We start from the raw sequence: 18,730 nt of genomic DNA on the forward strand, positions 1-18,730 counted from the left end.
GTTAGGTTTTTGACTACTTAATTAATACTCTAGTAAGCCGCGACACTTCTAGATTAAAAATCATATAGCTTGTGAATGCAGATCACTGTGTTCCACTTAAATCTACGGATAATTTTTATGAATAGTCACACTTTAGAAGAACTTGAGCAAAGTATTGAAGACTATAGAAAGCATCCGACTTTGACAGAAATTTATATTTGTGATTATCGTCAGATTGAGTATCTACCTGAAAGTATCAGCAATCTTACAACTTTAACGGTTTTATCTATTTGTGATTGTTGGAGACTTAAAGAACTACCAGAAACTATCGGCAATTTGAAAAATCTTGAGAAACTAGAGATTTGGGGTTGTATAAGTGATCTTTGTTATTTTGATAAACTTCCTGATACTATTGGACAACTTAAATCCTTGACCTACCTTAGCATTCACGGAACTGCGCTACAATTATTGCCTGATACGATTGGTAATCTTGATAACCTGGAATACTTACAAATTAGTGGCAATTGGGAATTCCACCAATTACCTGATAGCATTGGTAATTTAAAAAAATTAAAAACTCTTTATCTTCAAGGGAATCCAAAATTAACATCTTTGCCAGAAAGTATTGGTGAATTGGAAAGTCTTGAAGACCTATATATAAGTAGCAACGCTTTAGAATATTTACCAGAAAGCATTAAGAGGTTACAAAATATTCAATACATAGATGCTCATGAAAATTTTTTCCGCTCCTTGCCAGAAAGTATTTGCAATTTAAAACTGTTTAAGGATAACATCTATAAATAATCCCAAATGTTGAAATTTTCTAAGATGTGTGCGAGTAGGCTAACGCACCTTGAATTGTTGACGGTGCCTTGTTAAGGAAAATACTGGCATTATGAGTAGGGCATAAATAAAAATGTCATCAAAAACTTTCGATATTGCTGACTTATCGGATAATTTAGCTGATTTATTGTCAGATATCCAAAATCATGTTGAAGTGACGCTAACTCGGCAGGGTGTCCCTTGGGCAAGGGTTTTGCCTTTGTCTCAACCCCAAGAACAGCCTGTAGTTCCCAAAGCGGGTTTAAATCTTGGCTCTATGGTAATGAGTGATGATTTTGATGATCCTTTACCAGATTCTTTCTGGGGTTTATGAAGGTTTTATTAGATACTCATATTTTTATTTGGTGGGACAGTGAACCTGAGAAGTTATCACCAAATATTTTAAGTTTGCTACAACGAACGGACACAAAACTATATGTCAGTGTTGTTAGTTTGTGGGAAATACAAATTAAGAGTCAGGTAGGGAAGCTCACGCTTAGTCAATCCTTAGAAGACATCTACGACAGCCAAGATAAAAATGGGATCTCTTTTTTGTCCGTTATCCCTGCCCATGTTCTAAATTTAAATACTTTACCTCTACATCATAAAGATCCGTTTGACCGAATACTAATTTCTCAAGCTTTAGTAGAAGGTTTAACGCTGATTTCTATAGACCAGATATTTAAACTTTATGATGTGCAATTATTTTCTGGTGATTTCGGAATCAGATAATAAATAAATATAATCACTTTCATCGACTGCGGCGCTGTTGCTTGTAGTCATAATCATCTTCATATTCAATCGTGTCAAATAGCTCCAAAATTTTCAGTTGCTTTCGACGCTGCACATACTCTCGTAATGCCTCTTCAACAACGCCATCCTTAGTTGGATGACTACCAAGATCGAGAGCTTCCTTAATTAAGTTTTCGTCAATTTCTAAATTAGTAGCCATGTACTGACTCTTTTAATTACGAATTACCTCTCTTACTCTACAAGAGATTTTAGTGCATTTAGTAATTGCTGTTTAGTAAAAAGCTAAGTTAAATGCATGAATATTATTTTCAGTAATTCAGCGCGAGTGAACGGTTTAGTCAAATATCCAGATGCCCCGACAAATTTCGCTTTTACTTTGTCTACAATTCCTTTATTCCCCGTAACAAAAATAATCGGAGTCTTTTGAAATATTAAATTATTTCGTATAATCCGGCACAACTCATAACCATCAATTCCTAGCATGTTTAAATCCAACAAAATTAAGTCTGGTTTATGCCTTATAATTGACAGAACTGCTTTTACTGGATCGTTAATGGTCACTACAGAAAAATTTTCATTTTCTAAGAAATAACTAATTTCTTTAAGAATTGTAGGGCTATCATCAACAGAAACAATTTTATGAACTTTTTTTACCGTGACAGTAGCAGCCGTTACTCTTTGGGAAGCAAGATTTATGTTATTTGATGTTGTTGGTTCCTGAAAATTTTCTTTTGGAGGCTCAGAAATCTGTGGTAATTGTGGAACAGGAGCTATATTCTCCTGAGAAATATCTGGGTAAGAGTTGAGGGTAGTATTTAGCTCTTGTTTGGTATCAGCTATATCCGTAATTAATTTTGCCAAAAACGTAGGTGTAGCCCGTTCTAGACATTGCGCTTCAAATATCTTTGGTAATTGATCATAAGGTGGATCTGGTTCATGCAAGAGGATGGCACCCTTAAGTATGTAAGGGTATAAATTGCGAGCTAGTTGGATTTCATCTTGATTCAAAATTGTCGCCAAATGACACAGGCTAAAACCCTTCATCCAATCAATTAAATCTGGCTGAAGTTTTGGTAAATCCTCTTCCTCAATTTTGCTGTTCATTAACAGATATGGACGTTGATATGGAGAAGAAATTTGTGGAATAAAAGCCTGCCAATTTTCTAATCTTATTTGACAACGTTCTAGAATTTTTTCGACATCTAGGCGACAAATTCTTGGCATTCTATCAATAGGTTCTGTTAATTCATAAGTACCTTCTTTGATGAGCAAAAATGATTCAATTACCTCTTTAACTAATTCTTGAATTAGCACTGCTGCTTGTGTAGAATGTAGATGTTGTTGACTAACAAGCCAGGATATTGCCTGATACTCAGGAGGGTGGCTTTTGGAATTGCTGTCATCTTTGATTAACTGAGTGTGGGAGTCAGGTTCAAACATCAGACGAACTTGAACGCGAACCTCACTAGTAAGCAGAGGGATTTGGTGTCCGAGGCGGCGCAAATGGCGTTCTAGTCTATCAAAAGGTTCAACTGAATGGGTAGCGTAAGTTATTTTTCCTTGTTCTAAGTAAATTGACCAACAAACTGAGTTACTTAATGCTTGTAAACAAGTACTATCGGAGCAATTGGATAACTGTCTTAACAAACTTAGAGAACGTAGTTTGGTGAATGTCCCTGAGTTATTCATATTTTTCAAGTTTTTTTTGCGGAATCAACAATCGAACATTTGTAGATTGAAAATATCAGCGATAAACTATCCTCTTCTTTGTAATATTTTTCTACGCACAAGTTATTCCTTTTAAAACATGTATATATTTTAAAAATTATAAGTTTTATAACTCATTTGTTACATTTGGCACTTTTAACTTAACTTATCTCAAAGAACAACTAAGTGGGTATGGATAAAGATAAACATTTGTCATAGCTGGACTATCAAGAGATGTTGGTTAATGCTGGATTTTAACCACTCCCAAGAACTCTTTCCTTAAGACCTTAACAATGATGTCTATTTATGCCCACTCACTTCAAGAAGCAAATTTGATTCCAAGTTCATGCATTTGCACTGGTATACTTCTAGAGTTAAGGATCTTAATTATGGTTAATAATGTTTGTGTAAAGGAAGAATTCTTCTACATAAAATCTTTAAAAACTTATCTGGGAAAGTCTACGTATTTATTGTACTGTAAGTTTAATGGATATAAATTTTTGGTAGATACATTACAACAGGTAAGGCTGGGTTTTGATAAACTATTTTTTGCTAAACTAAACTGTACTCAAGTTCTTCTTAAATATATTGAGAACTTCATGAAAATAATTTGTTTAATAAAGATTAGAGCATCTACCACTAGATACTATATTCTATAGTCGCTTCGGCGGTTGGCAATTATATAATCTGACAAAAGGGAAATAAAGCTTTGAATTTTAACATAACACAAAAAGTTATGCACGATACGTTAAGACTTGATGAAGTCGTAGAATTTGCTGAGAACCCAGAACCACGCTGTCCTTGTGTACTTTTACTAGACACATCTGGCTCGATGCAAGGAGATCCCATTGAGGCTTTAAATCAAGGTTTACTCAGTCTAAAGGATGAATTAGTTAAAAATTCCTTAGCTGCCAGACGGGTGGAAGTGGCGATCGTCACTTTTGATAGTAATGTCAATGTAGTCCAAGACTTTGTGACTGCCGATCAATTCAATCCCCCCATTTTAACAGCACAGGGGTTGACTACAATGGGTGCAGGAATTCATAAAGCTTTGGACATAATTCAAGAGCGGAAATCTCAGTATCGTACCAATGGGATTGCTTACTATCGTCCTTGGGTATTCATGATTACTGATGGTGAACCGCAAGGCGAGTTAGAGAATGTGGTCGAGCAAGCATCCCAGCGCTTACAGGGAGATGAAGCAAATAAGCGCGTAGCTTTTTTTACAGTGGGTGTAGAAAATGCGAATATGGCGCGTTTAAATCAAATAACTGTGCGTACACCTTTGAAGCTCAAAGGATTGAATTTTATCGAGATGTTTGTTTGGCTATCAACTAGTATGTCAGCCGTTTCTCATTCGCAAGTAGACGAACAGGTAGCACTACCGCCAATTGGTTGGGGGACTGTTTAATTAAAATCGCAGCTTGATGTTTACGCAGCTAGCTGTTGAAAAAAAATCTATGAACATATCAAAACAGATTGCTCAATGGCGGATTGTGGCTGCGTCTGTATGTGGTACAAGTCACTTAAAAAACAAGCAGTTATGTCAGGATGCTCATCACTGGCAGATATTATCAGATAATGTTTTAGTGGCGGCCGCAGCAGATGGGGCGGGTTCTGCATTACTGGGGAAAGTGGGAGCGATTATTGCTGTGGAGACAGCAATAGAAAGCATTTCGAGCATTGGAATCACCCGAAAACTTTTGAGTGATGATGCTTATGTGCGATCGCTCTTAAATGATGCCATACTAGCTGCCAAAAAAGCTGTTGAGGCTGAAGCGGCTACTTGTGACAAACAACTTCAAGATTTAGCAACTACCTTAATTATCATGGTTGCCACACCAGAAGTTGTCGCTGTAGTGCAAATAGGTGATGGTTTGGCAGTGGCAAAAGATAGCACGGGCAACCTTTTGGCGCTGACTATACCTGATAGTGGCGAATACATTAACGAAACCACGTTTTTAACTTCGGCTAGTGCTTTAGATACAGCGCAGATGAGATTGTGGCGTACAGAGATAGTGAATGTTGGTATCATCACCGACGGACTACAGATGCTGGCTTTGAATATGGTTGTTGGTGAACCCCACAAACCTTTCTTTTTTCCCCTATTTGAATTTGTAGCCAATACCGAGGATAAGACAGAAGCAAAAGAGCAGTTAGTAAAGTTTTTACGCTCAGACCGAATTACCCAACGCACTGATGATGATTTGACACTCATTATAGCTGCATTCAACAACTCATGAGCAATCAATTTACAGGTTTCACATCTAAATAACTTCCGTTAGCGGTAATTTCATTATGCAGGTACTACGTTGTTCCCCTAGAAAAGAAATCCTCAGCCTCAATGTCAGTTTGGGGCGTGGTGGTGAAGCTTGTGTTTATGCAGTGCCATCCGATAACAACTTGGTGGCAAAGATTTACCACAAGCCAACTACAGCCCATGCTGATAAACTCCAGGCAATGCTTGCCAACCCGCCAGAAAACCCTACGGCTAGTTTGGGGCATATTTCTATCGCTTGGCCAGAGGATTTATTACGGGCAGCAGATGGCAAAAATCCCATTTTGGGCTTTTTGATGCCACGGATTGAGGGGATGCGTCCAATCATCGACTTTTACAACCCCAGAACCCGCCGTCAACACTGTCCCCTATTCAACTATCAGTACCTGCTCCGCACGGCTCGTAACTTGGCGGCAGCAATTGCTGCTTTGCACGCTAGTGGATATTGTATAGGTGATGTAAACGAGTCAAATATCCTCGTCAGTGACACTGCACTAGTGACTTTGATAGATACAGACTCTTTCCAAGTACTCGACCCCAACAGCAATATTGTCTATCGCTGCCCAGTCGGGAAACCAGAGTTTACTCCACCAGAACTACAGAATAAAACTTTTGCCCAGCACGATCGCGAAATTTCTCACGATTTATTTGGGTTAGCAGTGCTGGTATTCCAACTCCTAATGGAAGGCACTCACCCATTTTCGGGAATTTTTCAAGGCGCTATTGAGCCACCTCCCTACGAAGCCCGCATTGCATCGGGTCATTTTACTTACAGCCAAAAACGGTACGTACCTTACCTACCGACACCCATTGCACCCCCTTGGGAAATTCTTCATCCCAGTCTCCAAGAACTATTTGTCCGTTGTTTTGAAGAGGGTCACAATAACCCACAACTGCGCCCCAGTGCCCAGACTTGGCTCTCAGCCATTGCTGAAGCTGAAGATTCCCTAATTACCTGCACTACAAATCCTCAGCATCGCTACAACAACCACATGCGTAGTTGTCCGTGGTGTGAACGTACCGTGCGATTAGGCGGACGCGATCCCTTCCCATCACATCGGGCTATAGAAGCTAGAGAACATCTTCAACCGCGAATCAAAGCGAAAAAGCGCTACAACCAGACACCGCATTTTCCCCAACGAAGTATGTCACCGCACTTAGTTAATTACTGGCAACCAGTAATGACCCCAAGTGGTTCATCTTTTAAACGTTCCAAAAAGTCAAAATTGTACCCGGTTATTTGTTGCTTGATGGGTTTTGGTTTATTGGGATATGCGGACGTAATGATTAAATTTACTCAGCCGTTGGTTTCCCAAAATGCTTACACTCAACAAACATTGAAGTCTCGCCAGGCAGTTAAAAAACTTAGCTTCGCTGATTACTATCAGCAGGGTTATATTGCTTACAACGGTCGAGACTATGAAAAAGCAATTGCCAGTTTTAGCGAAGCAATTGCACAAGAACCGACACATGCCAGAGCGATTGTAAATCGTGGCAATGCCCGGTATAACTTGAAAGACTACGAAGGAGCAGTCACGGATTATAGCCAAGCTCTCAAAATCAATCCCAATCAAATCAAAGCTCTGGTGAATCGGGGTAATGCCCGCTATATGCTTGCCGAATATAGCAACGATCCTGATACAGAATATAACCTAGCGATCGCAGACTATAATCGAGCTATCAGTCTGGATAATAACGAAGTTGAAGCTCATATCAGACGGGGAATTGTCCGCACCCAAATGGCTAAATATAGCGGTGAATCTCAAAAAGATTACAAAAAAGCAATCACAGATTTTACTCAAGCGATAAAACTGAATGTATCTAAAGCAGAAGCTTACTTTCAGCGAGGTGTTGTCTATTATCAAATTGCTCAATATAGCAGCAATTATGAGCAACAGTATAAACTAGCGATCGCCGATCTTAACGAAGCATTAGCAATTAGCCCCAAACTAGCAAAAGCATATCTCAAAAGAGGTATGGTTCGTTATGAGCTAGCACAATATGGTGGTAGTGAATCTAACAACAACCAAACGAAAGCTATCGCAGATGTACAGGCATCTGCAAAAATGTTTCTTGAGCAAGATGATATGGATAATTATCAGCAAGCACTCAGTAACTTATGTGTTGTTGTAGAAAACAAATGCGATCCTTTATTTCAAAGCCCAAGTAATCTAGAAAAAACTAACTAGAAATAAGTAAGTTTTGTTACTTGCATATTATTAGTTTTCAGTGAATAGACCAAGCCTGACTAGGGTTAGCACAAGCTAATCCTAGTTATTTTATTAGTGGGATTTTTATTTAATTAAGTAACTGATTTTCATGTTTATAGATATTCATTGAGCTTTTATATAGAAAAGATGTTAATTTATCTTTCCTTTATAATTTTAGGGGAAATTACGGTTAGATTGTTGACTGAGAAAAACAAATTAGAAATTAATTTTTCTCTACCTAAGTGCATCCTCTTCATATCGAAAAAGTCAAATAATAATATCCCTACAAATCTCCGAGGTAATTGCATGAAAGCGGTCATTTTGGCTGGAGGACTTGGTACACGCCTCAGTGAAGAAACTAGTATCAGACCCAAGCCGATGGTTGAGATTGGTGGTAAGCCAATTCTCTGGCACATAATGAAGACTTACTCCGCCCACGGCATTAATGACTTCATCATTTGTTGCGGTTACAAAGGTTACATAATTAAGGAGTATTTTGCTAACTACTTCTTACACATGTCAGATGTTACCTTTGATATGCGATTTAACCAGATGAACGTACATTCTGGTTATGCTGAACCCTGGCGTGTCACTTTAGTAAATACGGGTGATAATACCATGACAGGCGGACGCTTAAAGCGAATTAGCGAACATCTTGGTAATGAAACTTTTTGCTTTACTTATGGTGATGGTGTAAGTAATATTAATATCACCGAGCTAGTGAAGTTTCACAAAGAACAAAAAACATTAGGAACACTTACAGCCGTTCAACCAGCCGGACGTTTTGGTGCTATTTCCTTGGGAAATGAGCAAACTAAAATTACTAGCTTTCGGGAAAAACCTGAAGGTGATGGAGCTTGGATTAATGGCGGTTATTTTGTGTTAGAACCAGAAGTAATCAATTTGATTGCTGATGATTCTACAGTATGGGAGCAAGAGCCATTAGAAAAGCTAGCCGATATGGAACAGCTATCTGCTTTTAAGCATGATGGGTTTTGGCAGCCAATGGATACTTTACGCGATAAAAACTACTTAGAAGGGCTATGGAAAACCAATCAAGCTCCTTGGCAGGTATGGTAAGGAGACTGGGGATTGGGGACTAGGGACTGGGGAAGATTTTTCTAACCAATACCCAATCCCAAATGACTTTATGGATTTACTGTAATTTTAAGTGCGATAATACTAATGTATGATTTTGCGATTATAGGTGGGGGAATAGTTGGACTCTCTACAGCCTTAGCTTTAGGAAAACGCTATCCCAATGCGCGTATTTTAGTACTAGAGAAAGAGAGCCAATGGGCATTTCATCAAACCGGCAATAATAGCGGAGTAATTCATTCTGGTATTTACTACAAGCCAGGGAGTTTTAAAGCTAAATTTTGTCGTGACGGTTCTCGCTCTATGGTAGAATTTTGCCAAGAACATGGAATAGAGCATGAAGTTTGTGGTAAAGTAATTGTTGCGACCGAAGAACAAGAACTACCACGTCTAGAAAATCTCTACCAACGCGGCTTAGACAATGGCATAGAAGTTAAGAGAATCAGCCCCGAAGAAGTCAGGGAAATTGAACCTCACGTAAAATGCGTAGGTGGGCTTCGGGTATTCTCAACTGGTATTGTTAATTACAAACAAGTTTGTTTGAAATATGCCCAGCTAATTCAACAGCAGGGTGGGGATTTGCATCTCAATACAAAAGTTCTGAAAATTTCCCCAAGTGGTGAAAATCAGGTACTAGAAACAAACAAAGGTAACTTTGCAACCCGCTTTGTAATTAATTGTACGGGATTACATAGCGATCGCACCGCCAAACTAGGTAAAGTCGAACCCAAAGCCAAAATTGTCCCATTCCGGGGAGAATACTACGAACTCATCCCAGAAAAACGCCATCTCGTCAAGACACTAATTTACCCAGTTCCCAACCCAGATTTTCCCTTCTTGGGTGTCCACTTTACCCGGATGATAGATGGTAGCGTTCACGCAGGGCCAAACGCAGTTCTATCGTTCAAACGCGAAGGTTATAAAAAAACCGACTTTGACTTACGAGATTTTCTGGAAGTCATCACTTATCCTGGTTTCTGGAAATTGGCAGCCAAACACGCTGATGAAGGCATCCAAGAAATCATTCGTTCCTTTAGTAAAGCAGCCTTCACCAGAAGTTTGCAAAAACTAATTCCTGAAGTCCAAGCAGAAGACTTAGTTCCCACCCATGCAGGAGTCCGCGCTCAAGCTTTAATGAACGATGGCAAACTTGTAGACGACTTTTTGATTGTTTCCGGTCAAAACTCCATCCATGTTTGCAATGCTCCATCTCCTGCTGCCACATCTTCCCTAGAAATCGGTAAAGCGCTGGTGGCAGAAATTCCCCAACTCGCGCATCTAAATAATGTAGTAACTGCATAGATATCTATATTTACTTCCGGTGCTGCTGAATTAAGGGATGAATCTTGTGGGGTGAGCATCTTGCTCATCGGAAAATACAAGGGACGGACAAGATTGGCCATCCCACAAGAAAAAGTTTCGTGCATCAATTAAGGGACTTCCAAATAAAAAAATATCCCAAAATTGACACCAAAATCTTCTCTAATTCATTCTGACTCTGTGTTCTCTGCATCTCTGTGGTTCGTTTATTTGGATAATTTATTTCTTGGAAATCCCTAAGAACCGCTATAAAGCGCTGCTACCCAAGAAATACCTCCGAAAATAATTCAGGAATTGTGTGCCTACCAAAGATTTTGGGCAACACGCCGTAGCTGTGCGCCCTACTAAACGAAAAATTTAACTCATCAATACAAAGGCATTAACCACAATGAAAATATTAGTAACTGGAACAGAAGGCTACCTTGGTTCATTATTACCGTCTCTGTTAATTGAACGCGGACATGAAGTTATCGGTCTAGATACTGGTTTCTATAAAGTTGGTTGGCTATACAACGCTAATGGGGTTACACCTAAAACCCTTAACAAAGATATCCGCAACATCACCCCCGATGATTTGGAAGGTATCGAAGCAATAGTTCACATGGCGGAACTCTCTAACGACCCAGCCGGACAATTAGCACCGAATATTACTTACGAAATTAATCATGTCGGTTCAGTTCGCCTCGCTAGCCTAGCGAAAGCTATGGGTGTGCGTCGCTTTGTATATATGTCTTCGTGCAGCGTCTACGGCGTTGCTACCGCAGATGATGTTACAGAAGAATCCCCGATTAATCCTCAAACAGCCTACGCAGAGTGCAAAACTCTCGTAGAAAGAGATGTCACACCACTCGCTGACGATGACTTCTCCCCCACCTTTATGCGGAATGCCACAGCCTTTGGTGCTTCACCCAGAATGCGCTTTGATATTGTTTTAAACAACTTAGCAGGGTTGGCATGGACTAGCAAACAAATCAAAATGACCAGTGATGGTACACCCTGGCGGCCATTGGTCCACGCACTGGATATTTGCAAAGCAATAGTCTGCACCTTAGAAGCACCACGGGACATTGTACATAACCAAATCTTCAACGTCGGAGATACAGCAAACAACTATCGCGTCAGAGAAATCGCGGAAATTATTGCTGATATTTTCCCCGATTGTAAATTGTCCTTTGGTGATAACGGTTCAGATAACCGCAGTTATCGGGTATCCTTCGAGAAAATCAACACAATCCTCCCCGGATTTAAGTGTGATTGGAATGCCCGACTTGGTGCCCAGCAGCTATTTGAATTATTCAGTCAAATAGATATGGCTGAAGATACTTTCTTATTTAGAGGATTCACTCGCTTAAAACAGCTAGAGTATCTAATTCGTACCGAGCAAATTGACAAAGATTTCTTCTGGAATAAAAAGTAGAAAGAGTTGCCTAGTAGCAATAAAAAAATCATCTAAGCTTCCGAATCAACAATATTTGATTCGGACTTATTTCACCCATTAAAACATTTGTAATCAGTGAGTTGAAAATTATGGCGAACGCAAAATGTCGTTTCAGTGGTCAACCTCTGCACCAAACCTTTATTGATTTAGGAATGTCACCTTTAGCTAATGCTTATCTGACAGCAGAACAGCTAAATCATGCCGAAAAGTTTTATCCTCTCCATGCCTATGTCTCTGAAGACACTCTTTTAGTTCAATTAGAACAATTTGAAACTCCCGATCATATTTTTAGCGATTATGCTTACTTTTCTTCTTACTCAGTAAGCTGGTTGAAACATGCCAAAGCTTACACCGATATGATGGTAGAAAAGTTTGGCTTTAATTGTAATACTCAAGTAATTGAAATTGCCAGTAATGATGGCTACCTACTGCAATATTTTGTAGATAAAAAAATCCCAGTTTTAGGAATAGAACCAGCCGCAAATATAGCCAAGATAGCTCAAGATAGAGGCATTCCTAGTATCAACAAGTTTTTTGGGGTTGAAACTGCCAAAGAACTTGTGATACAAGGAAAACTAGCTGACCTTTTGATAGGTAATAATGTTCTAGCTCATGTACCAGATTTAAATGATTTCATTGCTGGGATGAAACTTATCCTCAAACCCAATGGTATTTTGACGATGGAGTTTCCTCATATTTTGCAACTGATTCAACAAAATCAGTTTGATACTATTTATCATGAGCATTTTTCTTACTTCTCATTTCTCACTATCGAAAAGATTTTTGCCGCGCACAATTTACAACTTTTTGATGTAGAAGAATTATCAACTCATGGCGGTTCACTAAGAATTTATGCTAAACATGACGATGCTGATAATCCTGGTATCTGTAACCGAGTTAGCCGTCTGAAAGCAAAAGAAATTGCTGCTGGACTCAATCAGATAGAAACTTATATTACATTTGGCGAAAAAGTCAAACAAACAAAGCATAAACTTTTAAGTTTTCTTCTAAGTGCAAAAGCAGAAGGTAAATCAATTGTTGGCTATGGCGCACCAGCCAAAGGTAACACATTGCTTAATTACTGTGGAATTGGGAGAGATTTTATCGATTACACGGTCGATTGCAATCCTTACAAACAAGACTTGTATTTACCTGGGACTCATATCCCCATCTTTGAACCAGACAAAATCAGCGAAACGAAACCAGATTATGTCCTAATTTTACCTTGGAATCTCAAGGAAGAAATTATGGAACAAATGGCATTTATTGGCGAGTGGGGTGGACAATTTGTTGTGCCAATTCCTGAAGTAAAAATTTATCCTTCTCCTATTCCGGATAGGCTTTTAATAGCTTCGTAATTACTAAATATAACCCAAAAAGCGCCTTTTGTTACTAATTATTGTTGTAATTATTAACATATACAATAGGTAAAAAGTAATTAAAAGGCATACTTCTATAAAGCTTTTGTTGTCAAACCAAAAAAAATAACTTAGAAAGCAGCTTTTAGCTGCTGTTAGTAGCGTTTTAACTACAGATTTTAACTTAATATGAATAAACTGCTGACTATTGCTATCCCTACATTCAATCGTGCCCAGCTTCTAGATAAACAACTTACTTGGTTAGCTAAAGCTATTAAAGGGTTTGAAGATGAATGTGAGATTTTAATATCTGATAATTGTTCAACAGATAATACTCAAGAGGTAATCCAAAAATGGCAAGAAATACTTAGTAACATTACGTTTAAATCAAATAGAAACTCGAAGAATTTAGGCGTAGTCAAAAATATTATGTATTGCCTAAAGTCTACAACAACAAAATATGTTTGGACAATCGGCGATGATGACCCAATTCAAGATAGAGCCATTGCTTATGTAATTAGCAAACTCAGGCAACATGAAGAATTATCATTATTATTCCTCAACTTTTCCGGTCGTAATCAAATCACTGGTGAACCAGTTCATCCACCAACAATTGTTGGTAATCGCTGGTTTGATGTTGATAGTGAAGATGGTAAGGGTGATGGTAAAGCCATATTTGAACATTGTTTTTCAAAGAGTGTCGGGGCAGTCATTTTTCTGACTGCTACAGTCTATCGCACTGACTTAGTAAAACGCGCTCTCCAAAATTGGCAAGATGCTGAGAATAACTGGATATCTTTAGCATATTTAGCCGGATATTGTGCTGCTAATGGTAGTGTAATTGTCACTAAAGAGACTTATTTAGAATGTGTTGTTGGTGTGAGTTATTGGCAGAAAGAACCAAAGTCTGCACTGTTAATGCAATACAAACATATTCCCGAAGTGATTTTGAAATTAGAGCAGAGTGGATATTCTAAGCAATTTTGTAGGCGGATGCTTTTGCAGAACGGCAAAGAAGTCAACTTGAAAGTTTTCTTAGGTGCTTTAAGAAGATGGCCTATGTCCGCCATCAAAACAGTAGTTCCATTTTTGGCTTTAGTCAGCTTGTGTGCTTTTGACGTGATGATTTCTAAAGAATTCAGTTTAGCAGAATCAAGTGAAACATCTACTCAAGAAATACGTAGCTATAAGCCATAAACCACTAACAAATATATATCAACAAGATAAGGATTTACATCATGTTTAACGCCATTAAACACAAAATAGCTACACTCTCGTCTGACTTTGCATATTACGTAGCTCTTTGGAAGCATAGCAGAAATTTGCCAGCATTAGAAGGGCGCGATGTCTACGACGGGCTACGCCTACGCAGCATCCTTAATACGCTCAAAAAAGATGGTGTTTGCGTCACAACACTAGCAGATTTAGGATTCGACTCTAGCTTAGAACTGCTCAAAGCTTCTTATCAACAATTGTCTCAGATGGAAAATCCCACCAATGAGCATCTAAATGAAAGATTGCCACAAATTTACACCGTTACAGGTTTACCAGAATTTTATGCCTGGGGAGTAGAGAAAAGGTTACTCAACATCATTGAAAATTATATCGGTCTTCCTATCGCTTTTCATGGTGTACATTTACGCAAAGATTTCAAGAATAAAAATCAGTTTGGGACGCTACTATGGCATAGCGATGCAGAAGATCGTCGGATTATCAAAATCATTATTTACTTGAATGATGTAGAAGAAAAAACTGGGCCTTTTCAATACATCCCTCGCTCTTTAACTCCTTTGTTTAGTTGGAATTATTTTCAACTTTACTACAAACTTTGGAAGTCAAACTATATGGGTATCGATGACGAACAAGTAAAATCAGTCATCCCCAAATCAGCTTGGAAATCCTGCCCAGGCGCAGCAGGTACTGTCATTCTTGTAGATACGAAAAATGCTCTGCATCACGGCACAGTTCGCACAGAAGACCGCTCAACACTATTCTTGTGTTACACCGCCAATCCTCCCGAACGGCCAGACCTCTGCACCCAATATTGGGATGATACTTATCACAGAGTAGAGTTACATTCTGCATCAGATACAGTTAAAGTTTCAACTTAAAAACGTAAATTTAATTAACCACGGAGGCGCAGAGAACACAGAGGAAGAGAAGAAGCATTGCTAGGTTTATGACTGATACAAAATATCTCTTAAACTCTCATATCTCTGTGCCCTCTGCGCCTCTGCGGTTCGTTTATTTTCTTTACATAACATTCACCTCAAAGGAATCACATGATTTTCACCGCAACCGCACTAAAAGACGCATTCATTATTGACTTAGAAGAAAAACCAGACCACCGTGGTTTTTTTGCTCGTTCTTTCTGCGCTCAAGAATTTGAAGCACACGGATTAAAGCCAACTGTTGCTCAATGTAACCTATCTTTTAACTACAAAAAAGGCACTATCCGGGGAATGCACTATCAAGTTCTGCCAGCAGCAGAAACGAAGTTAATTCGCTGTACTAAAGGCGCAATCTATGACGTAATTATTGATATGCGTCCTGAATCTCCTAGCTTTTTATCACACATCGGTGTAGAGTTAACCCCAGAAAACCGCCGGGCTTTGTATGTTCCAGAAATGTTTGCTCACGGCTATCAAGCACTCACAGATGAGACTGAAGTTGTATATCAAGTGGGTGAATTTTATACGCCAGGGTATGAAAGAGGTTTACGCTATGATGACCCGTTTTTTAACATTGATTGGCCTTTAGATGTGACTGAAATCTCTGAGAAAGATTTAAGTTGGCCTTTGTTGAGAATGATGACTGTTGGCGGTACTTCTAGATAAGTATGGCGGTATTAAATAATCTTTTTTAACGTTCGCGGAGCGTGCCGGAGGCATTACCGCAAAGGACGCAAAGGAAGGAATTAGAATTGATGTATACAGCGTTTCCCCATATACCAATAAGGGCACGGCAGTGCCGTGCCCCTACACCCCACAATATAATGTTGTACCTTATCTGAATGGGAACCGCTATATATAAATATCAATTACTAACTAAGCTTTGAGATATTAAGTTAATGAAATAAGGTAGAAATAAATGTTAAATAGTATTCTATCTCGTGTCGCTAATACTATCTCTTTTGTCTCTAATAAAATCCAAGCTCGCATTAATTACGCGAAAACATTACAGATTGTTTCTTTAAAGCCAAAACAGCCTTCTAAGGGGAATGTACTTCTTTCTTATCGGATTGAGCCATTTCTCTTAAAACCTGATCAAGCAATGCCTAATGACCATACTTGGTACTGGGAAGTTTGGCAAATAGCTCAAACTTTTTTAGAGTTGGGCTACAACGTTGATGTTATTCAGTTCCACAATGATAAATTCGTTCCCCAAAAGGATTACGCATTTTTCATTGATATCCGTCATCGGATGGAAGCGCTTGCACCAAAACTCAATAAAGATTGCATCAAAATTTTCCATGTTGACATTGCCAATATGGTATTTCGCAATGCAGCTGAATGCAACAGGCTTCTAGAAGTACAACAGCGCAAGGGTGTAACTTTAAAACCACAGCGATTTGAGGTTCCTAATTTGGGAATTGAATATGCAGATTGTGCAATTGTGTTGGGTAACGATTTCACAACTGATACATTCAAGTATGCCAATAAACCGATGTATCGTATCCCAATTTCTTCGCCTGTCGTTTATCCCTATCCTGACAAGAAAGATTTTGAAGCGGTAAGAAAACGTTTTCTGTGGTTTGGTGGTAGTGCTTTAGTCCTCAAAGGGTTAGATTTAGTTTTAGATGCCTTCGCCCAAATGCCGGAATACCATTTAACAATTTGTGGCCCGGTAAGTAATGACAAGGAATTTGAGCAAGCTTTCTATAAAGAACTTTACGAAACACCCAATATCCACACTTATGGGTGGATTGATGTTACCAGTCCTGAATTTATAGAGGTTACAAATAACTGTTTAGGGCTGGTTTATCCTTCCGTTTCGGAAGGACAATCAGGAGCAGTAATCAGTTGCTTACAAGCTGGGCTAATTCCCATTTTAAGCTACGAATCTGGTGTGGATGTTCACGACTTTGGTGTGATTTTTGATAATCTTTCCCTTGAAGAAATTAAGGCGAAAATTATAAGTATTTCCAATTTGCCTGAAGAAGATTTAAAGTTTATGTCTCGTCAGGCTTGGGAATATGCAAGAGCAAATCATACTAAAGAAAAGTTTGCTCAAGTCTACAGAAATGTCGTGGAGCAAATTATCGAAAATCACAGCCAGAAAAAATATACTGGTTCTACAGCATCTAGCAAACAACCAGTTAGTATTCATCACTAATCTTAATTCCCATGAAAATGTACTTAATATTTAGCTGTAAAAAATCATTAAGTGCAAGTTTATAGAGAATTTGTATCACAACCAACAGTTCCAAAAAGGAGTTTAGTTCATGATTATTATCGATCGCGCCTTACAAGCCCGTGCAGCAGCAGGAAATCCTATTAAAGTGGGAATGATCGGTGCTGGTTTTATGGGTCGAGGAATTGCCAACCAAATTGTCAATTCTGTGCCAGGAATGGAGTTAGTGGCTATCTCCAATCGCCAGATTGATGCAGCTAAACAAGCTTATTCGGAAGCAGGAATTGAAGATATTCAAGTTGTTGGAACTGTCAGCGATTTAGAAGATGCGATCGCAAACGGTAAGTATGCAGTCACAGAAGACGCTAAATTACTGTGTCGGGCTGAGGGCATCGAGGCCATAATCGAAGTCACAGGTGCAGTGGAATTTGGCGCTCACATCGTCATGGAAGCGATCGCACATTGCAAACATGTGATCATGATGAATGCTGAACTCGACGGCACTATTGGCCCCATCCTCAAAGTCTATGCTGACAAAGCAGGTGTCATTCTCAGCGCCTGTGATGGCGATCAGCCAGGGGTGCAAATGAACCTCTACCGCTTTGTAAAAAGCATTGGTCTAACTCCCTTATTGTGCGGTAACATTAAAGGACTCCAAGACCCCTATCGCAATCCCACCACCCAGGAAGGATTTGCTAAACGTTGGGGTCAAAAGCCCCACATGGTGGCTAGCTTCGCTGACGGAACCAAAATTTCCTTCGAGCAAGCGATCGTTGCCAACGCCACAGGGATGAAAGTCGCCAAGCGGGGAATGCTGGGATATGACTTCAACGGTTATGTCGAGGAAATGACCCATTTATATGATGTTGAACAACTCAAAGAACTGGGCGGCATTGTCGATTATGTAGTTGGAGCAAAACCAGGCCCAGGCGTATATGTATTTGCCACTCACGACGATCCCAAGCAACGCCACTATCTCAACTTATACAAATTAGGCGAAGGCCCTCTTTACAGCTTCTATACTCCTTATCACCTCTGTCATTTTGAAGTTCCCTTGTCCGTAGCGCGTGCTGTCCTGTTCGGTGATGCCGTTATGTCTCCACTAGCAGGCCCCTTAGTAGATGTTGTCACCACTGCCAAAATTGACCTGAAAGCTGGAGAAACCCTAGATGGCATCGGTTACTACATGACCTACGGACAATGTGAAAATTCCCCCATCGTCCAACAGCAAAATCTTCTACCAATTGGTTTAGCCGAAGGATGTCGCCTAAAACGGGATATTTCTAAGGATCAAGTCCTCACTTACGAGGATGTAGAATTACCTGAAGGCAGACTTTGCGACCAACTAAGAACTGAGCAAAACACTTATTTCGCCCCAGAAAAAATCTTGGTAGCAGTTGGGTAGTAGGGCTTG

Annotated in this window: 17 protein-coding genes; 15 read left to right on the top strand and 2 right to left on the bottom strand. The window is 39.3% G+C overall.

From position 1 onward, the window contains the following. Positions 1-117: 117 nt before the first annotated feature. The 3 genes from V7K98_RS11500 (at position 118) to V7K98_RS11510 (ending at position 1,533) form a co-directional block, all read left to right on the top strand. Entirely contained in the window at positions 118-783 is a 666-nt protein-coding gene (locus V7K98_RS11500) for a leucine-rich repeat domain-containing protein (RefSeq protein WP_335021794.1), read from the top strand. A 112-nt stretch (positions 784-895) separates the two neighbouring features. After that, positions 896-1,135, top strand: coding sequence for a type II toxin-antitoxin system Phd/YefM family antitoxin (locus V7K98_RS11505; RefSeq protein ID WP_335021796.1), 240 nt, complete (start codon positions 896-898; stop codon positions 1,133-1,135). Further along, positions 1,132-1,533: a type II toxin-antitoxin system VapC family toxin gene (locus V7K98_RS11510; RefSeq protein WP_335021798.1), complete on the top strand. Its 402-nt coding sequence runs from the start codon at positions 1,132-1,134 to the stop codon at positions 1,531-1,533. The genes V7K98_RS11505 and V7K98_RS11510 overlap by 4 nt, the downstream gene beginning before the upstream one ends. 19 nt (positions 1,534-1,552) lie before the next feature. Here the strand turns inward: V7K98_RS11510 and V7K98_RS11515 are convergent, their stop codons facing one another. Continuing rightward, entirely contained in the window at positions 1,553-1,753 is a 201-nt protein-coding gene (locus V7K98_RS11515) for a type II toxin-antitoxin system VapB family antitoxin (protein WP_335021800.1), read from the bottom strand. An 83-nt stretch (positions 1,754-1,836) separates the two neighbouring features. Further along, positions 1,837-3,243 carry a response regulator gene (locus V7K98_RS11520; RefSeq protein WP_335021802.1) on the bottom strand — a complete coding sequence of 469 codons (1,407 nt, stop codon included), beginning with the start codon at positions 3,241-3,243 and terminating at the stop codon, positions 1,837-1,839. A gap of 754 nt (positions 3,244-3,997) precedes the next feature. On the opposite strand from V7K98_RS11520, the gene V7K98_RS11525 reads away from it, so the two are divergent. From V7K98_RS11525 to V7K98_RS11580, 12 genes are all read left to right on the top strand, one after another. After that, positions 3,998-4,672, top strand: coding sequence for a vWA domain-containing protein (locus V7K98_RS11525; protein ID WP_335021804.1), 675 nt, complete (start codon positions 3,998-4,000; stop codon positions 4,670-4,672). Between the two features lie 49 nt (positions 4,673-4,721). Next, positions 4,722-5,504, top strand: a complete 783-nt coding sequence (locus V7K98_RS11530) for a PP2C family serine/threonine-protein phosphatase (protein ID WP_335021805.1) — start codon at positions 4,722-4,724, stop codon at positions 5,502-5,504. A 55-nt stretch (positions 5,505-5,559) separates the two neighbouring features. Further along, positions 5,560-7,728 carry a tetratricopeptide repeat protein gene (locus V7K98_RS11535; RefSeq protein WP_335021806.1) on the top strand — a complete coding sequence of 723 codons (2,169 nt, stop codon included), beginning with the start codon at positions 5,560-5,562 and terminating at the stop codon, positions 7,726-7,728. A gap of 327 nt (positions 7,729-8,055) precedes the next feature. Beyond that, the gene (gene rfbF / locus V7K98_RS11540; protein WP_335021807.1) at positions 8,056-8,829 is read left to right on the top strand and encodes a glucose-1-phosphate cytidylyltransferase; all 774 of its coding nucleotides are present in this window, start codon (positions 8,056-8,058) and stop codon (positions 8,827-8,829) included. A gap of 105 nt (positions 8,830-8,934) precedes the next feature. Beyond that, entirely contained in the window at positions 8,935-10,149 is a 1,215-nt protein-coding gene (lhgO, locus tag V7K98_RS11545; protein WP_335021808.1) for an L-2-hydroxyglutarate oxidase, read from the top strand. 406 nt (positions 10,150-10,555) lie between these two features. Then, complete coding sequence (locus V7K98_RS11550; RefSeq protein WP_335021810.1) at positions 10,556-11,584, top strand: NAD-dependent epimerase/dehydratase family protein; 1,029 nt, start codon at positions 10,556-10,558, stop codon at positions 11,582-11,584. A 110-nt stretch (positions 11,585-11,694) separates the two neighbouring features. Beyond that, positions 11,695-12,963, top strand: coding sequence for a class I SAM-dependent methyltransferase (locus V7K98_RS11555; protein ID WP_335021812.1), 1,269 nt, complete (start codon positions 11,695-11,697; stop codon positions 12,961-12,963). Between the two features lie 189 nt (positions 12,964-13,152). Continuing rightward, on the top strand, positions 13,153-14,160 hold the full coding sequence (locus V7K98_RS11560) for a glycosyltransferase family 2 protein (RefSeq protein WP_335021814.1): 1,008 nt from the start codon (positions 13,153-13,155) through the stop codon (positions 14,158-14,160). A 41-nt stretch (positions 14,161-14,201) separates the two neighbouring features. After that, entirely contained in the window at positions 14,202-15,074 is an 873-nt protein-coding gene (locus V7K98_RS11565) for a phytanoyl-CoA dioxygenase (RefSeq protein ID WP_335021816.1), read from the top strand. Positions 15,075-15,245: 171 nt separating this feature from the next. Continuing rightward, positions 15,246-15,800 carry a dTDP-4-dehydrorhamnose 3,5-epimerase gene (gene rfbC, locus V7K98_RS11570; protein ID WP_265274194.1) on the top strand — a complete coding sequence of 185 codons (555 nt, stop codon included), beginning with the start codon at positions 15,246-15,248 and terminating at the stop codon, positions 15,798-15,800. A gap of 253 nt (positions 15,801-16,053) precedes the next feature. Next, on the top strand, positions 16,054-17,298 hold the full coding sequence (locus tag V7K98_RS11575; protein ID WP_335021818.1) for a glycosyltransferase: 1,245 nt from the start codon (positions 16,054-16,056) through the stop codon (positions 17,296-17,298). A 109-nt stretch (positions 17,299-17,407) separates the two neighbouring features. Continuing rightward, positions 17,408-18,721: an NAD(P)H-dependent oxidoreductase gene (locus V7K98_RS11580; protein ID WP_335021820.1), complete on the top strand. Its 1,314-nt coding sequence runs from the start codon at positions 17,408-17,410 to the stop codon at positions 18,719-18,721. Positions 18,722-18,730: the final 9 nt, after the last annotated feature.

Source organism: Nostoc sp. (assembly GCF_036917435.1).
GTDB lineage: Bacteria > Cyanobacteriota > Cyanobacteriia > Cyanobacteriales > Nostocaceae > Nostoc.

What these genes read in the sequence shown, in the direction of transcription:
- V7K98_RS11500 (WP_335021794.1), top strand. Translation starts at nt 118, where the DNA reads ATGAATAGTCACACTTTAGAAGAACTTGAGCAAAGTATTGAAGACTAT.
- V7K98_RS11505 (WP_335021796.1), top strand. Translation starts at nt 896, where the DNA reads ATGTCATCAAAAACTTTCGATATTGCTGACTTATCGGATAATTTAGCT.
- V7K98_RS11510 (WP_335021798.1), top strand. Translation starts at nt 1,132, where the DNA reads ATGAAGGTTTTATTAGATACTCATATTTTTATTTGGTGGGACAGTGAA.
- V7K98_RS11515 (WP_335021800.1), bottom strand. Translation starts at nt 1,753, where the DNA reads ATGGCTACTAATTTAGAAATTGACGAAAACTTAATTAAGGAAGCTCTC.
- V7K98_RS11520 (WP_335021802.1), bottom strand. Translation starts at nt 3,243, where the DNA reads ATGAATAACTCAGGGACATTCACCAAACTACGTTCTCTAAGTTTGTTA.
- V7K98_RS11525 (WP_335021804.1), top strand. Translation starts at nt 3,998, where the DNA reads ATGCACGATACGTTAAGACTTGATGAAGTCGTAGAATTTGCTGAGAAC.
- V7K98_RS11530 (WP_335021805.1), top strand. Translation starts at nt 4,722, where the DNA reads ATGAACATATCAAAACAGATTGCTCAATGGCGGATTGTGGCTGCGTCT.
- V7K98_RS11535 (WP_335021806.1), top strand. Translation starts at nt 5,560, where the DNA reads ATGCAGGTACTACGTTGTTCCCCTAGAAAAGAAATCCTCAGCCTCAAT.
- rfbF (WP_335021807.1), top strand. Translation starts at nt 8,056, where the DNA reads ATGAAAGCGGTCATTTTGGCTGGAGGACTTGGTACACGCCTCAGTGAA.
- lhgO (WP_335021808.1), top strand. Translation starts at nt 8,935, where the DNA reads ATGTATGATTTTGCGATTATAGGTGGGGGAATAGTTGGACTCTCTACA.
- V7K98_RS11550 (WP_335021810.1), top strand. Translation starts at nt 10,556, where the DNA reads ATGAAAATATTAGTAACTGGAACAGAAGGCTACCTTGGTTCATTATTA.
- V7K98_RS11555 (WP_335021812.1), top strand. Translation starts at nt 11,695, where the DNA reads ATGGCGAACGCAAAATGTCGTTTCAGTGGTCAACCTCTGCACCAAACC.
- V7K98_RS11560 (WP_335021814.1), top strand. Translation starts at nt 13,153, where the DNA reads ATGAATAAACTGCTGACTATTGCTATCCCTACATTCAATCGTGCCCAG.
- V7K98_RS11565 (WP_335021816.1), top strand. Translation starts at nt 14,202, where the DNA reads ATGTTTAACGCCATTAAACACAAAATAGCTACACTCTCGTCTGACTTT.
- rfbC (WP_265274194.1), top strand. Translation starts at nt 15,246, where the DNA reads ATGATTTTCACCGCAACCGCACTAAAAGACGCATTCATTATTGACTTA.
- V7K98_RS11575 (WP_335021818.1), top strand. Translation starts at nt 16,054, where the DNA reads ATGTTAAATAGTATTCTATCTCGTGTCGCTAATACTATCTCTTTTGTC.
- V7K98_RS11580 (WP_335021820.1), top strand. Translation starts at nt 17,408, where the DNA reads ATGATTATTATCGATCGCGCCTTACAAGCCCGTGCAGCAGCAGGAAAT.